At 69.6% G+C, this 12823-nt stretch carries 14 protein-coding genes and 1 tRNA gene; 12 read left to right on the top strand and 3 right to left on the bottom strand.

The annotated features are described in order from the left end of the window. The first annotated feature begins 31 nt into the window (after positions 1 to 31). Together AB0472_RS12585 and AB0472_RS12580 are read left to right on the top strand one after the other, a co-directional pair. A complete protein-coding gene (locus tag AB0472_RS12585) occupies positions 32 to 271 on the top strand; it encodes a hypothetical protein (RefSeq protein ID WP_366355868.1) in 240 nt (79 codons plus the stop codon). Between the two features lies 1 nt (position 272). Further along, the gene (locus AB0472_RS12580) at positions 273 to 590 is read left to right on the top strand and encodes a hypothetical protein (RefSeq protein ID WP_366355866.1); all 318 of its coding nucleotides are present in this window, start codon (positions 273 to 275) and stop codon (positions 588 to 590) included. A 70-nt stretch (positions 591 to 660) separates the two neighbouring features. Here AB0472_RS12580 and AB0472_RS12575 read toward each other — a convergent pair whose 3' ends face one another. Next, positions 661 to 1023 (bottom strand): hypothetical protein, encoded by a 363-nt coding sequence (locus tag AB0472_RS12575; RefSeq protein WP_366355864.1) that lies wholly within the window; start codon positions 1021 to 1023, stop codon positions 661 to 663. A 181-nt stretch (positions 1024 to 1204) separates the two neighbouring features. Here AB0472_RS12575 and AB0472_RS12570 point away from each other — a divergent pair, with 181 nt between their 5' ends. Further along, complete coding sequence (locus AB0472_RS12570) at positions 1205 to 3328, top strand: FtsK/SpoIIIE domain-containing protein (protein ID WP_366355863.1); 2124 nt, start codon at positions 1205 to 1207, stop codon at positions 3326 to 3328. 203 nt (positions 3329 to 3531) lie between these two features. Beyond that, complete coding sequence (locus AB0472_RS12565) at positions 3532 to 4002, top strand: hypothetical protein (RefSeq protein ID WP_366355862.1); 471 nt, start codon at positions 3532 to 3534, stop codon at positions 4000 to 4002. Positions 4003 to 4008: 6 nt separating this feature from the next. On the opposite strand, the gene AB0472_RS12560 is transcribed toward AB0472_RS12565, so the two are convergent. Then, on the bottom strand, positions 4009 to 4605 hold the full coding sequence (locus AB0472_RS12560) for a restriction endonuclease (RefSeq protein WP_366355860.1): 597 nt from the start codon (positions 4603 to 4605) through the stop codon (positions 4009 to 4011). Between the two features lie 134 nt (positions 4606 to 4739). Between AB0472_RS12560 and AB0472_RS12555 the strand changes: the two genes are divergently transcribed. The 5 genes from AB0472_RS12555 to AB0472_RS12535 all read left to right on the top strand — a co-directional run bounded on the left by AB0472_RS12555 (position 4740) and on the right by AB0472_RS12535 (position 9556). After that, positions 4740 to 5435, top strand: coding sequence for an SAM-dependent methyltransferase (locus tag AB0472_RS12555; RefSeq protein WP_366355858.1), 696 nt, complete (start codon positions 4740 to 4742; stop codon positions 5433 to 5435). Beyond that, positions 5432 to 6271 carry a bifunctional DNA primase/polymerase gene (locus AB0472_RS12550; RefSeq protein ID WP_366355856.1) on the top strand — a complete coding sequence of 280 codons (840 nt, stop codon included), beginning with the start codon at positions 5432 to 5434 and terminating at the stop codon, positions 6269 to 6271. Before AB0472_RS12555 ends, AB0472_RS12550 begins: the two co-directional genes overlap by 4 nt. Positions 6272 to 6273: 2 nt before the next feature. Next, positions 6274 to 7746 carry an ATP-binding protein gene (locus AB0472_RS12545; protein ID WP_366356129.1) on the top strand — a complete coding sequence of 491 codons (1473 nt, stop codon included), beginning with the start codon at positions 6274 to 6276 and terminating at the stop codon, positions 7744 to 7746. Between the two features lie 470 nt (positions 7747 to 8216). Continuing rightward, on the top strand, positions 8217 to 8417 hold the full coding sequence (locus AB0472_RS12540) for a helix-turn-helix domain-containing protein (protein ID WP_365176762.1): 201 nt from the start codon (positions 8217 to 8219) through the stop codon (positions 8415 to 8417). Further along, positions 8417 to 9556, top strand: a complete 1140-nt coding sequence (locus AB0472_RS12535; protein WP_366355854.1) for a site-specific integrase — start codon at positions 8417 to 8419, stop codon at positions 9554 to 9556. Before AB0472_RS12540 ends, AB0472_RS12535 begins: the two co-directional genes overlap by 1 nt. 79 nt (positions 9557 to 9635) lie before the next feature. Here the strand turns inward: AB0472_RS12535 and AB0472_RS12530 are convergent. Further along, a tRNA-Thr gene (locus AB0472_RS12530) sits at positions 9636 to 9709 on the bottom strand. 230 nt (positions 9710 to 9939) lie between these two features. On the opposite strand from AB0472_RS12530, the gene ugpC reads away from it, so the two are divergent. From ugpC to AB0472_RS12515, 3 genes are all read left to right on the top strand, one after another. Further along, the gene (gene ugpC / locus AB0472_RS12525; protein ID WP_362324672.1) at positions 9940 to 11076 is read left to right on the top strand and encodes a sn-glycerol-3-phosphate ABC transporter ATP-binding protein UgpC; all 1137 of its coding nucleotides are present in this window, start codon (positions 9940 to 9942) and stop codon (positions 11074 to 11076) included. Between the two features lie 224 nt (positions 11077 to 11300). Next, a complete protein-coding gene (locus AB0472_RS12520; protein WP_366355853.1) occupies positions 11301 to 11762 on the top strand; it encodes a hypothetical protein in 462 nt (153 codons plus the stop codon). A 50-nt stretch (positions 11763 to 11812) separates the two neighbouring features. Further along, the gene (locus tag AB0472_RS12515; RefSeq protein WP_366355852.1) at positions 11813 to 12544 is read left to right on the top strand and encodes a nucleotidyltransferase family protein; all 732 of its coding nucleotides are present in this window, start codon (positions 11813 to 11815) and stop codon (positions 12542 to 12544) included. The last annotated feature ends 279 nt before the right edge of the window (positions 12545 to 12823 follow it).

Here is a 12823-nt window from a genome sequence, read left to right as displayed (position 1 = left end):
ATTCGCTTCTTCCGCCGAAAGGACCCAGGTCATGGGCCTGTACGACCGGATCATGAGCGCCACCAACGACCCGACCAACGCTCTCAGGGTCAACTCCGCCGCGCAGGGCGCGGCACGCCTTGCCACCAACACCGGACACCCGGGGCTCGCCGTGGCAGCCGCCGCCGGGGCCGCTCTCTTCGCGGCTGTCAACACCGTCATGCACGCCCCTCAGGCCACCGACGGCCCCTACGCAACCTTCACCACCGACGACCACCCCAAGGGGCGTTGACATGGGCAACTCCGAGATCCGCCGTATCGACCGCGAGATCCGCAAGACCACCAGCAAGCTGGAAGCGGTCCGCCGGGGCGAGTGGTGGCCGCTGACCAGCCGCGAACGGCTCGCCATGACCCGTGCCATGGCCGGCGGCGCCCGCAACGTCTACCGCGGCCGGAGCGCCGGCGGTGCCGAGGACCGGATGGACTCCATCGGGTCCGCTGCCGAGACCCGGCTGAACGCTGAGCTTCAGGCCCTGTACATCGAGCGGCGCCGGCAGCTCACCGAGGCCGCTCGCGACAAGGCCACCAGGAAGTCGTCGGGGTGGTGGTGACCGTGGCCGCTCGTTGCCCCGCCGCTCACCCGGAGGACCCGTCCGGCTGTTTCGGTCCGGTCGTGGTGAGTCACCCGGTGGCCAGTGAACGCCACTTGTCTGCGTGCATCACAGGCGTCACGACGATGGCGTGGAAGCGCTCTGAAGTGCGGAAGGTGATCACCACTTCACCTGGTTCGTCTCCGTCCTGGACGCCTGCGATATCTGACCGGTCGATGCGCCAGCCGTCGGCCCTGGCCTTGAGGTCCGCGTTCGATTTGAAGTGAAGGTGGACGTCGCAGACCTCCACGACACCAGCGATCTCCTGGTGGGAGCCGGATGCTTCAAGGGCGGTCGCGTCAGCCATCAGCGCCTGCCCGGAGTTCACGGCATCCACGATCCGCTCGATCTGAGCATTGGCCCTGCGGCTGCCCCACCAACTGCGAAGTCCCATCCGGATTCCCCTCCCCGTGCCACTGGATTCGCCCAGCAGTGTGCACGGCCGGAGCGATCAGCCGACACGCGGGGCCGCCTGGCCACATCACCGGGGCGGGCCGCTCTTCCACGGATCCGCCCGCCCCGGCTCTCTCCCTCAACTCCCACCCCGATCCGGGGCAGACAGGAGCACTGCCAGCATGACCGAGAACGTCATCAACCTCCACAAGACCACCGACCCGCCCACCGGGGCGAACGCCCCGACCGTGCTCACGGTCGTCCCCGACCCGGCACCGGCCCCGCGGCTGCCGTTGTGGGTGCGCTCCGGACGGGCCATCCGTACGGCCCTGACGCACGACGTCACCAAGACGTCGGCCCGCGCGGTCGCCCGGCACGCCCTCTACGTCTACGGCGGCGGCCGGATCGTCGCCCGCCGTACCTGGGAGGCCCGCACGCCGGCCCGGTACGAGCGGATGATGCGGGCGGCCGAAGCCGCGGGGAACCTGGACGAGGCACGCGAGTGGGAAGAGCGCGGGCAGCGCTTCCGCGAGGCACGCCACCGCCGCCGCATGGACCTGCTCCACTCCCCCCTCGATGCCGCCAGGGGCGCCGCCGTCTCCGCCGGCACCGGCGTCGGGGTCCTGGTCGCCCTCGGGGTGTGCATGGCGATTGCCACCAAGGACGCGACCGAGGTCGTCACGCCGCTCATGGCCGTCATCAAGTTCATCAACCTGATGATCACGATTGTTCAGGTCGTGTGGGGGCCCGCGCTCACGATCGGCCCGTTCCTCGCCCTGCTCGCCCTGTGGTCGGTCGGCGCGCACCAGAAAGCCGCGCCAGCCTGGTCGATGCCGGAGCACCAGCGATCGGGCGAGGGGGAGCCCATCACCCCGTCCATCGTGGTCAAGGCCTTGCGTGACCTCGGGGTCCCGGCGCTGCGCAACGCCATCAAGGAGATGGGGGACGCCGGCGCGTCGATGCTCGGGCCGATCCGGATCGCCGGATGCGGCGTAGAGGTCGACGTCACCCTGCCGTCCGGGGTGTCCACGATCGAGGTGCAGCAGCGCCGCCGGAAGCTGGCGGAGAACCTGACCCGGCACGAGCACGAGGTGTTCATCACGATCCCCGAGGCCGCGCGCACGGTCCGCCTGTGGGTCGCCGACTCCGGCGCGCTGGACCAGCCGATCGGCCCATCGCCGCTGGTCACCGACGAGACCATGACCGCCGACTACAAGAAGGGCCGAGCCCCGTGGGGCCAGGACCTGCGCGGCGACGCGGCGGCCTTGAGCCTGTACCAGCGCCACCTGCTCATCACGGGTCTGTCGAACCAGGGCAAGACCGCCAGCCTGCGCGCGCTCGCCCTGTGGGCCGCGCTCGACAAGACGGTTGAGTTCCGCCTCGCCGACCTCAAGGGCGGTGACTGGGTCATGTTCCACGGCTTGGCCACGGTCCTGATCCAGGGTCCGACCGACGACCACGTCATCAAGGCGACCGAGATGGTCGAAGGCGTCGTGGACGAGATGAACCGGCGGATCGAGGCCCGCCAGTCCGACCCGAACATCGAGTTCCCGGCGCTGCTGTGCATCGTGGACGAAGCGCAGGTGGCGTTCATGTGCCCGGTCAAGGACGACGACGGCAACCCCTACGGCGGGTCCAGGGCCACCTCCCGCTACTTCATGGCCGTCCGCAAGGTCCACAACCAGGGCCGTGCCGTGAACGTGCTCATGTGGCAGGGCACCCAGGACCCCACCGACCAGAACCTTCCCAAGCTGGTCCGCGAGGGCGCCCACACCCGCGCCGCTCTCGCCCTGGGCACCGAGTCCCAGGCCCGCATGGCGCTGGGGGACAAGGCCGTCGACGGCGGCGCCGCCCCAAACCTGCTGCGTCCGGGCCTGGACCAAGGAACCCTCGTCGTCGCCTCCAGTGGGATCGACATCCCGAAGGGCCAGTCGTCCATCACGGTGCGCACACACTTCATCGGCCACGACGAAGCAACCGCCATCGCCGACCGCGCCAAAGCACTGCGCTCCGGCGTCCCGACCCTGCGCCTGATCGAGCAGGGCGAGCAGCGCGACGCGCTCGCGGACATCGCCTCGGTACTCGGGACGGACGCGCGGGTGCTCACCCAGGACGTCCTCAAGCGCCTCGCCGTCCTCGACGCCAGCGCCTACGGCAAGTGGTCCTTCATCGACCTCAAGCGCGAACTGGACGGCACCGGAGCCGAACCGTACAAGTCCGACGGGCGCATGGTCATCGGCCGCGACCGGCTCGCCCGCGCACTCGCCGACCGCGACAACGAGGGTTCCACTTCCGCTTCCGAGTGACAGGGAGCCGACCCGTGCCGGGTCAGGGAGGCAGGGAGAACTCCCTGACCCCCTCCCTGACCCGCCTCCCTCTCCCTGACCTGCGTAATTGATCGTCAGGGAGGCAGGGAGGCGCCCCAGGTCAGACCCCCGAAACCCCCCTCACAGCGCCCCCGGCAGGGGGTGTCCCCGCCTCCCTGAACCGTGACCGGAAGGGATTCCGCATGTACCCCGACACCGCCAACCACGCCCCGACCATCGGGGCCGTGGAAGTCCACCAGCCCACCCCCATCACCCCGCTCGCCGTCCCGGCGCCGACCCCGGTCGTCGTCCAGCCCAACGGCATCCCGGCCGTGGCGAGCATCGTGCTCCCCGACGGGCGGATCGTCACCGGCTACGCGGTCGCTTCCGTGCAGCCCGAACCCATCGCGGCGAAGCCGGCCATCTCCCGCGCGGCCGTGAACATCGCCTTGGGGGGGGTGGGATTCCTCGCCGTGTGCGGCGGACTCCTGCTGCTCACATCGTTCATCGCCGCGCTCGCCGCGCTCATCCAGCAGCTCATCATCTTCGCCGCTGTGATCTTCGGCGGGTTCATCGCCATCCAGGTCTTCCGCGGCAACGACCACGGAAGCAAGGGCGGCAACACCTTCCACATCCGCAAAGCGGTCTTCAAGCGCAACCACTTCAACGGCTGAGCGCAGCTAGCGCGAGACGAACAAAGGAGCCTCGCCCCGGAAGAACCGGCCGTAGTCGTCCGTCTCCGCCGGACCGGCAGGATACGACCCGAGGTCGGGGATTCTGCTGATGACGTCGTACACGACGCTGTCCTCCCGCAAGATCTGGCCGGGAAGGCGGTACCCGGTCCGCACCGTCTCCTCAGCCGCCGACCCGGCCTCCAGCCAGTCGACCTCCAGTTTGACAGCACCGACCCGAAGCGGGCTGCTCTTCGTACCAGCGGCACGCGCCCGCGCCCCCGAAGAGAACCCCTTGGGTGAGTACAGGACGGCACTTTGAGCTGCCACGTCGAGAGCCTTGCCGACAAGCTCATCAACCCTGCCGATCTGAACGATGCCTCCGTAGCACTTGGCTTCGAAGACGACTGTCATCGGGCAGCCGGCAACCTCGCCTCTGGCGAGCACATCGATCTGCCGGGGACGTCCACTGACGACTCCGGGGATGCGCACGTCGCGCTCCACGCGTGCATTGCCCAGGCTGGCTACGGCGCGTTCGACCTCCTCCTCGAACTTGCGCCAGAACTGCTTGCCCGGTGACTTGTCTCGCCGCATGACTGTCCTCACCGGCCACATTCTGCCCGCGCCGATCATCCGGCGTCCGCAGCTTCCCCACACACGAAAGCGGGCGGCCCGCTCTCGCCAAAGTCCGGGCCGCCCTTGCCAACCAGCCTCTACAGACCTGTTGGAGGTCTCCCAGCATGACTCAACCCACCGACATCCGGCGAGTGCGCAGCCCACGGCCGCGCCTGCTGGACCTGTACTGCTGCCAGGGCGGTGCCGCCAAGGGCTACGCGGACGCCGGATTCGACGTGACCGGCGTCGACATCGCACCTCAGCCCCGGTACCCGTTCCGGTTCGTGCAGGCGGACGCCATCGCCTACGCGCTGGAGCACGGGACAGAGTTCGACTTCATCCACGCCTCACCGCCCTGCCAGCACGACACCGACTGCCAGCGCATCCAGGGCAACACCCACCCCGACCTGATCGCCCCCACCCGCACCGCCCTGGAGACGACCGGGCGCCCCTGGGTGATGGAGAACGTCGGCGGCGCCCTGCCCAAGCTGCGCGGCCCGGTGATGCTGTGCGGACAGATGCTCGGGCTGGAGAACTACCGGCACCGGTACTTCGAGCCGGGCGGCGGCTTCGCCCTGGAGCAGCCGGACCACCCCGCGCACCTGGTCCCGCAGGCAAAGATGGGCCGCCCCGTCCCGCCCGGCCACTACGGGCAGTTCGTCGGCAACTTCTCCGGCGTCCCGCTCGCCCGCAGGGTGCTGGGAGTGCCGTGGATGAACCGCGACGGCATCCGCGAATGCATCCCGCCCGCCTACGCCCACCACATCGGCCGCGCCGCACTCGCCCACCTGACCACTCCCGCGCTGGGGGTGGCGGCGTGAGCAAGCACCTGCGCACCGCCCTGCGTCTGGCGGCCGAGGGTCTGCCCGTGCTTCCGCTGCGCCGGGGGAAGCTGCCGTTCGGCAACTGCCGCGCCTGCGCGCGGAACGCGTGCGGGGGCCGGCCGAACATGAAGGCGGCGGGGGCCTGCGCCTGCCCGGCGCCGTGCCACGCGTGGGCCGCCGCGACCACAGACCCCGCCGCCATCGCCTCGCCCGCGTGGGCGCCGACGTGGCAGCACGCGGCGGCCGTGGCTTACCACCCCGGCGGCGCCGGCCTCACCGTGGTCGACCTGGACGACCCCGCCGCCATCGCATGGGCCCGCGCCACGCTGCCCCCCACCCGCACCGTCGCGACGACGCGCGGCGAGCACTGGATCTACCGGGGCACCATCCCGTCCGCCAACGCCGTACGGTCCGGCGTCGACATCAAGTCCCTTGCGGCGTACGCCCGTTGGCTCGCAAACGGCACAGGCGCCACGGCGCCTCTGCCGGACGCTGTGCGCGCTCTGGCAGTAAAGGAGCCGCCCGCGCTCCGCAGGGCGGCACAGAGCCTCACAGGGCCTCTGGGGGCCCGTGGGGGCGTATGCCCGCACCGCACGCTCACGTATTTGGACCGTGGCGTCTCGATGGCCGTGCAGCGGATCACCGAGGCCCGCAGCGCGGTCCACGCGACGGTGTACCGGACGTTCCTCGCGGTGCTGTCGACGCACGGCCGGTGCGGCTGCCTCACCGACGCTCATGTCGGCCGGCTGTTCACCGCCGCGCAGGCCAAGGGCGAAACCGTCCGGCACTGCACCGACGCGTGGACCAACGCCCTGACCACGCTGGGGCTGTGACCATGGCAGAGGATGAGCAGACTCCGGCCCGCAAGGTCATCACCGACTACGCGCAGGCGCACTTCCGGTACTTCCGCACCGCGGACGGGACCGTGTACGCGCAGCGCAACGGCCACCCCGTCGCCCGCCCGATCCGCTCCCAGGGAACGACCGGAAGCCACCGGCAGGAACTCATGGTGGGCCTGTTCCGGGACGGGATCGGCGTGTTCAACGGGACCGCGATGAAGGAGGCGTTGGACCTGATCGAAGCGCTCGCGCTCACCGAGGAGACGCAGGCCGTGTACATCCGGGTCGCGCCTGGGTTGGACGGGGCGACGTGGCTGGACCTGGGCCGCGCCGACGGGCAGTCGGTGCGTATCCATCCCACGGGGTGGGACATCGCCGTCCCGGACCCGCGTGAGGTGTGCTGGCGGCGTACTCAGCTCACCGGGGAACTGCCCATGCCGGTCAAGGACACCGACGGCAAGGGCATCGATCTGCTGATGCGGCTGTGCAACTTCGCCACGGCGGAGACGGAGTGCCTGGCCATCGCGTGGCTGGTCGGCTGCCTCGGTCCGTCCGTTCCCGTCCCGGCCCCGTTCCTCACCGGGCCGCAGGGCGCGGGCAAGTCGACCGGCGGCCGGATGCTGGTGCGGATCATCGAGGGCATGAGCGGCGACCTGCGCCGTGCCCCGAAGGATGAGGAGAACCTGATCACCGCCGTGGCGGCCGGGTGGGTGACCGCGCTGGACAACCTCTCCCACATGAGCCCGGACCTGTCGGACGCGATGTGCTGCATCGTCACCGGGGCCGAGAACGTCAAGCGTTCCTTGTTCACCGACGGGGACGTCTTCCGTCTCGGCTACCGCCGCCCCCTGCTCCTGACCGGCATCGACGTCGGAGTCATCCGCCCCGACCTCGCCGAACGGCTCCTGCCGCTCAGGTTGGAGCGGCCCCGCGTGCGGCGCACCGAGCACGAGCTGTGGACGGAGTTCGCGGACGTGCTGCCCGTCATCCTCGGCTCCCTCCTGGACCTGACCGTGCAGGTCCGGGCCGTGGACGCGGAAACCCCGACCGACCTGCGTATGGCGGACTTCGCCCACCTCTGCGCGCAACTGGACGCGGCCACCGGTCTGGGAGCTCTCGCCGCGTACCGGGCCAGCCTGGACGACCTGAACGACGACGTCATTGAGGGTGACCTGATGGCACAGACCGTGCTCGCGCACGCCGCGACCATCGAACCGGGCACCGGGCAGCGGATGACGTCCACGGAGTGGCTGCACTGCCTCAGCCGCGTCTACACCGGCGACGACTTCCGCGCCCTGCCCAAGGGCTGGCCGACCACGGGCAAGGTGCTCTCCGACCGTCTCAAGCGGCTACAGCCCACCCTCGCCGCACGGGGCGTGCTCATCGACTCCGGCCGCACCAAAACGGGCCGCTACATCGAGATGACCCGCACACAGGCCGCGCCGCCGCACGAGCAGCAGACGCTCTGACCGGCACCGCCTCTGTTCAAGCAAGAGGAGCACCACCGGCCGGCGTGCTCCTCTTGCTGTTCGGCGCTCGCGCCGCCCCAAGGTCGCGCCGCGAAGCGGCCCCTCATTCACGCGCTGAGCCGCACCCAACCACCACAGACACCCCCCTCTTTTTCCTAAGTAGGGAAGGCCTGCGTCACCTGCGTCACCAGACCCCGGAAAACGCGCTCCGAGCTGCGCGGACGGCGGTGACGCAGACGGCGAATCCTGCGTCACCCCTGCGTCACCTGCGTCACCGATGACGCACCGCCTGCGTCACCGATGACGCAGACCCAACCCTCTGCGTCACCCAAAACCCGCAGGTCAGAGGGCCTGAATGACGCAGGTGACGCGGTGACGCAGAAATCCCCACCTCGGACATACGCGGGCTCTTGAGAGCCGCTGGAACCACCCCCACTCGCAGGCCCCGCCCCCTTCCCGGAGGTCTCAACGTGCTGACCGTCGTCCCGAGCGACCCCCAAGCACTCACTGTCCCGGAGGTCATGACCGCTCTGAGGCTGAGCCGCAGCAAGGTCTACGACCTGATCCGCTCCAAGCAGCTCCCGAGCTACACGTCCGGCCGCGCCCGCCGCATCCCGGTCGACGCCGTACGCCACTACATGCAGGACCGACTTGAGGAGAACGCAGCCTGATGGCCCAGCGAAAGAGGAACCCCAACGGCGCCGGCAGCATCTGGCAGCGGAAGGACGGACGGTTCGAAGCCCGTGTCTACGTGCCGCAGCCTGACGGCACCCGCAAGCGCAAGACGGTCTACGGCTCCACCTGGGAGGAGTGCGACGAGAAGCGCCAGGAACTCGTACGGCGCGACCGTCAGGGAATTCCCACTCCATCGCGGTCGGCAAAGCTCTCCGAGTGGCTGCCGTACTGGCTGGAGGAGTACATCCGGCCCAATCGGAAGCGGACGACGTACGTGAAGTACGAGATGCACGTGCGCCTCTACCTCGTGCCGCTGCTCGGCAGTCGTCGGCTGGAGTCGCTCACCACAGCGAACGTCCGGCAGATGATCTCAAAGGTCACCGCGCAGTCGTCGGCTGCGACCGCGAAGGAAGCGCACCGCGTGCTGCGGACGGCGATCACCGCCGCGTGTCGCGACGAACTGATCAGCCGCAACGTCGTCCAGTTGGTTCCCGCGCCGCGAGTGGAGCCGCGGGAACTGCGGCCCTGGTCGCCCGACGAGACCCTGACGTTCCTGGAGGCCGCGCGGACGGATCCGCTCTACACCGCGTTCGTCCTCGCCGTCGCCCTCGGTCTACGGCGCGGCGAAATCCTCGGCTTGCAGTGGAGGGACGTAGACCTTGACCGGCGCACCCTGACGGTCCGGACCACGCTCAACCGGGGTGGCAAGGAGCTCTACCTGGACACGACCAAGAACCGGCGGGCGCGGGTGATCCCCATTCCGTTGATGTGCGTGGCGCCGCTCCGGTGGCAGCGCATGCGGCAGGCGGAACGGCGGACGGCGGCCGGCAAGGACTGGCACGAGAGCGATCATGTGTTCACGACAAGGAGCGGTCGACCGATCGAGCCTCGCAACCTGTACCGGTCGTTCCTGCGGATCTCGGAGGCCGCAAAGCTGCCCAAGGTCCGGCTGCACGACACCCGCCACGGGTGCGCGTCCCTGCTCTTCGCGGCTGGCGTCGCGCCCCGCACCGTCATGGAGATCCTCGGTCACTCGCAGATCGCCGTGACCATGAACGTCTACACCCACGTGAGCGATGACCACCGGCGGGAAGCGATGGGTCACATGGATCGCCTGCTCAAGCGGCGCCGTTAAGCGGGACTGCCGTCAAGTTCTGCCGTCAGCGCCCCCATGGCCGGAAGGTCGCGGGGGCGTTGTCCCAGCTAGATCAAAGAGCCCCCTGTCGGATTCGAACCGACGACCTTCGCTTTACAAGAGCGGCGCTCTGACCAGCTGAGCTAAGGAGGCGCACGCGCACCCTGGGGTGCGTGCCAGTGCAGTGTACCCAGGTCCCGAGCGGGGCCCGTCGAAAATTTCCGCGAAGTTCACAGGGCTCCAGGTACTGACATACAGGGTGAACGCCAGGTACCGTCCTGATCCGGTTCACTCGCGTGGACTACCCGAGTGGACTACACCAACCACCTTCCTACAACGGATCGTCCGGCACGTTCCTGCCGGTAGAAGGGGGCCTCTGAGCCATGGCCACTGTCACGTTCGACAAGGCGACCCGGATCTACCCGGGCTCCACCAAGCCCGCCGTCGACGGCCTCGACATCGCGATCGAGGACGGCGAGTTCCTCGTCCTGGTCGGCCCGTCGGGTTGCGGCAAGTCCACCTCCCTGCGGATGCTCGCGGGCCTGGAGGACGTCAACGGCGGCGCCATCCGCATCGGCGACCGCGACGTCACGCACCTGCCGCCCAAGGACCGGGACATCGCCATGGTGTTCCAGAACTACGCCCTGTACCCGCACATGACGGTCGCCGACAACATGGGCTTCGCGCTCAAGATCGCCGGCGTCAACAAGGCGGAGATCCGGCAGAAGGTCGAGGAGGCCGCGAAGATCCTCGACCTCACCGAGTACCTGGACCGCAAGCCGAAGGCGCTCTCCGGCGGTCAGCGCCAGCGTGTCGCGATGGGCCGCGCCATCGTGCGTGAGCCGCAGGTCTTCCTCATGGACGAGCCGCTGTCCAACCTGGACGCCAAGCTCCGTGTCTCGACCCGCACCCAGATCGCGTCGCTCCAGCGCCGCCTCGGCATCACCACCGTCTACGTCACCCACGACCAGGTCGAGGCCATGACGATGGGCGACCGGGTCGCGGTCCTCAAGGACGGTCTGCTCCAGCAGGTCGACTCGCCGCGCAACATGTACGACCGCCCGGCCAACCTCTTCGTCGCCGGCTTCATCGGCTCCCCCGCCATGAACCTGGTCGAGGTCCCGATCACCGACGGCGGCGTGAAGTTCGGCAACAGCGTCGTCCCGGTCAACCGCGAGGCGCTCAAGGCCGCCGCCGACAAGGGCGACCGCACCGTCACCGTCGGCGTCCGCCCCGAGCACTTCGACGTCGTCGAGCACAACGGCGAGGCCGCCTCCGCCCTGTCCAAGGACACCGAGGACGCCCCGGCCGGTCTCGCGGTCTCCGTGAACGTCGTCGAGGAGCTCGGCGCCGACGGCTACGTCTACGGCAGCGCCAAGGTCGGCGACGACCTCAAGGACCTGGTCGTCCGCGTCAGCGGCCGCGCGGTCCCGGAGAAGGGCGCCACGCTGCACGTCGTGCCGCGGCCGGGCGAGACCCACGTGTTCTCGACGTCCACGGGCGAGCGTCTCTCCGACTGAGCGATCAACCCCGGAAACCTCTGACCAGGGTGAATTCACCCAGGTTGACGGAAAGGGCCCCGCGGCCTGCTGCGGGGCCCTTTCCGTTGCCCCGATTTACCCCGGCAAGCGGGTGGTTTTCGAGCCGCGTGCGTCAACCCGGTACCCGAAAAGCGGCCCTTCTTCGTCCCTCGAACCGGTGACTAAATGTCGCCAAATCATTACCGCACGCTACCCTCACACGCGTGAAGCACTCCACCACCCCTCAGACGCGACGCGGCCACCGGGGCGGCCCTGCCCGCCGTATCGGCCGCACTCTCGCCCTTGTCCTGCCCGTCGTCCTGGTGCTCTCCGGGACCCTCGCGGTCACCCGCGTCAACTGGACCGGGTCCCCGCGGAGCTCGGTGCTCACCGCGACCGACGTGACCGACGCGCACGTCTCCTCCAAGGCCGTCACCCAGGCCCCGCAGGACGCGCTGCGCGAGCAGCTGATGACCGAGCTCCAGGACCGGAACCCGGGCCAGGTCCTCACCCACCTCCAGCAGGCGGTCAACGGCCACCCGTCGCTGGCCAAGCACTGCACGTCCATCGCCCGCGCGCTGGGCCGGGCCGCGGTGCGGATGTACGGCGCCTCGCGCGCGCAGTCGTACGCCCGCCCGGTCTGCGACACGTCCTTCGCGTCGGGTGTGCTGGCCGCGCACAGCTGAACGCCCACGCGCCGTACAGCCGTCCCCGGGGCGCGTCGTACAGTTCGGGCATGACCCATCCGAACGCCGCGTTGCGCCCCACCCAAGCCGTGGTCCTGGCCGGTGGCCAGGGCTCACGGCTTCGCCCGTACACCGACGACCGGCCCAAGCCGATGGTCGAGATCCCGGGTACCGGCACGCCGATCATCGGCCACCAGCTGACCTGGCTCGCCGAGGAGGGCGTCACCGACGTGGTGATCTCCTGCGGCCATCTCGCCGAGGTCCTGCAGAAGTGGCTGGCATCGGCCGACCTGCCGCTCTCCGTCACCACGGTGGTGGAGACCGAGCCGCTGGGCCGGGGCGGCGGTCTCCGGTACGCGGCCGCGCACCTTCCCCACCCCGACCGGCCCTGGTACGCCACGAACGGCGACATCTGGACGCGGTTCTCGCTGCGCGACATGGCCGACTTCCACACGGAGCGGGACGCGGTGGCGACGCTGGCGCTGGCCCGCCCGCGGATTCCGTGGGGCGCCGTGCAGACCGACGGCTTCGGTCACATCACGGACTTCATCGAGGCACCGCCGTCGACGTTCGAGATCAACGCCGGCGTCTACGTCTTCTCTCCCGAGTTCGCGGCGATGCTGCCGGAGCGGGGGGACCACGAGCGCACCACGTTCCCGCACCTGGCACGGAGCCGACAGCTCGCCGGCTTCCCGATCCCGCAGGGCGCGTACTGGCGGGCGATCGACACCGCGAAGGACCTCACAGAAGCGGCAAAGGAACTGGCCTCGCTGGGGCGCTAGCCGAAAAGGGGGGTGCGGCCGCCTGGTCGACTGCCGATCAGCGGGGGTCGATCGCGCAGTCCCCCGCGCCCCTCAAGTGAGTACAAACGACAGCCCGTCGGCTACCGGTCCGCAGAGGTTGATCGCACAGTCCCCCACGCCCCTCAAGCGGGTGCAAACGACAGCCCGTCGACCGCCGGTCCGCAGAGGTTGATCGCACAGTCCCCCACGCCCCTCAAGCGGGTGCAAACGACAGCCCGTCGACCGCCGGTCCACAGAGGTTGATCGCACAGTCCCCCG

This window comes from Streptomyces sp. NPDC086777 (genome assembly GCF_040702065.1).
In the GTDB taxonomy this organism is placed as follows: domain Bacteria; phylum Actinomycetota; class Actinomycetes; order Streptomycetales; family Streptomycetaceae; genus Streptomyces.
This window is presented reverse-complemented; position numbering and strand designations above follow the sequence as displayed.

Bases quoted from the DNA above. Each gene is read 5' to 3' on its own strand.
- AB0472_RS12575 (WP_366355864.1), bottom strand. From the start codon at position 1,023: ATGGGACTTCGCAGTTGGTGGGGCAGCCGCAGGGCCAATGCTCAGATC.
- AB0472_RS12555 (WP_366355858.1), top strand. From the start codon at position 4,740: ATGACTCAACCCACCGACATCCGGCGAGTGCGCAGCCCACGGCCGCGC.
- AB0472_RS12545 (WP_366356129.1), top strand. From the start codon at position 6,274: ATGGCAGAGGATGAGCAGACTCCGGCCCGCAAGGTCATCACCGACTAC.
- AB0472_RS12535 (WP_366355854.1), top strand. From the start codon at position 8,417: ATGGCCCAGCGAAAGAGGAACCCCAACGGCGCCGGCAGCATCTGGCAG.
- AB0472_RS12570 (WP_366355863.1), top strand. From the start codon at position 1,205: ATGACCGAGAACGTCATCAACCTCCACAAGACCACCGACCCGCCCACC.
- AB0472_RS12585 (WP_366355868.1), top strand. From the start codon at position 32: ATGGGCCTGTACGACCGGATCATGAGCGCCACCAACGACCCGACCAAC.
- AB0472_RS12580 (WP_366355866.1), top strand. From the start codon at position 273: ATGGGCAACTCCGAGATCCGCCGTATCGACCGCGAGATCCGCAAGACC.
- AB0472_RS12565 (WP_366355862.1), top strand. From the start codon at position 3,532: ATGTACCCCGACACCGCCAACCACGCCCCGACCATCGGGGCCGTGGAA.
- AB0472_RS12515 (WP_366355852.1), top strand. From the start codon at position 11,813: ATGACCCATCCGAACGCCGCGTTGCGCCCCACCCAAGCCGTGGTCCTG.
- ugpC (WP_362324672.1), top strand. From the start codon at position 9,940: ATGGCCACTGTCACGTTCGACAAGGCGACCCGGATCTACCCGGGCTCC.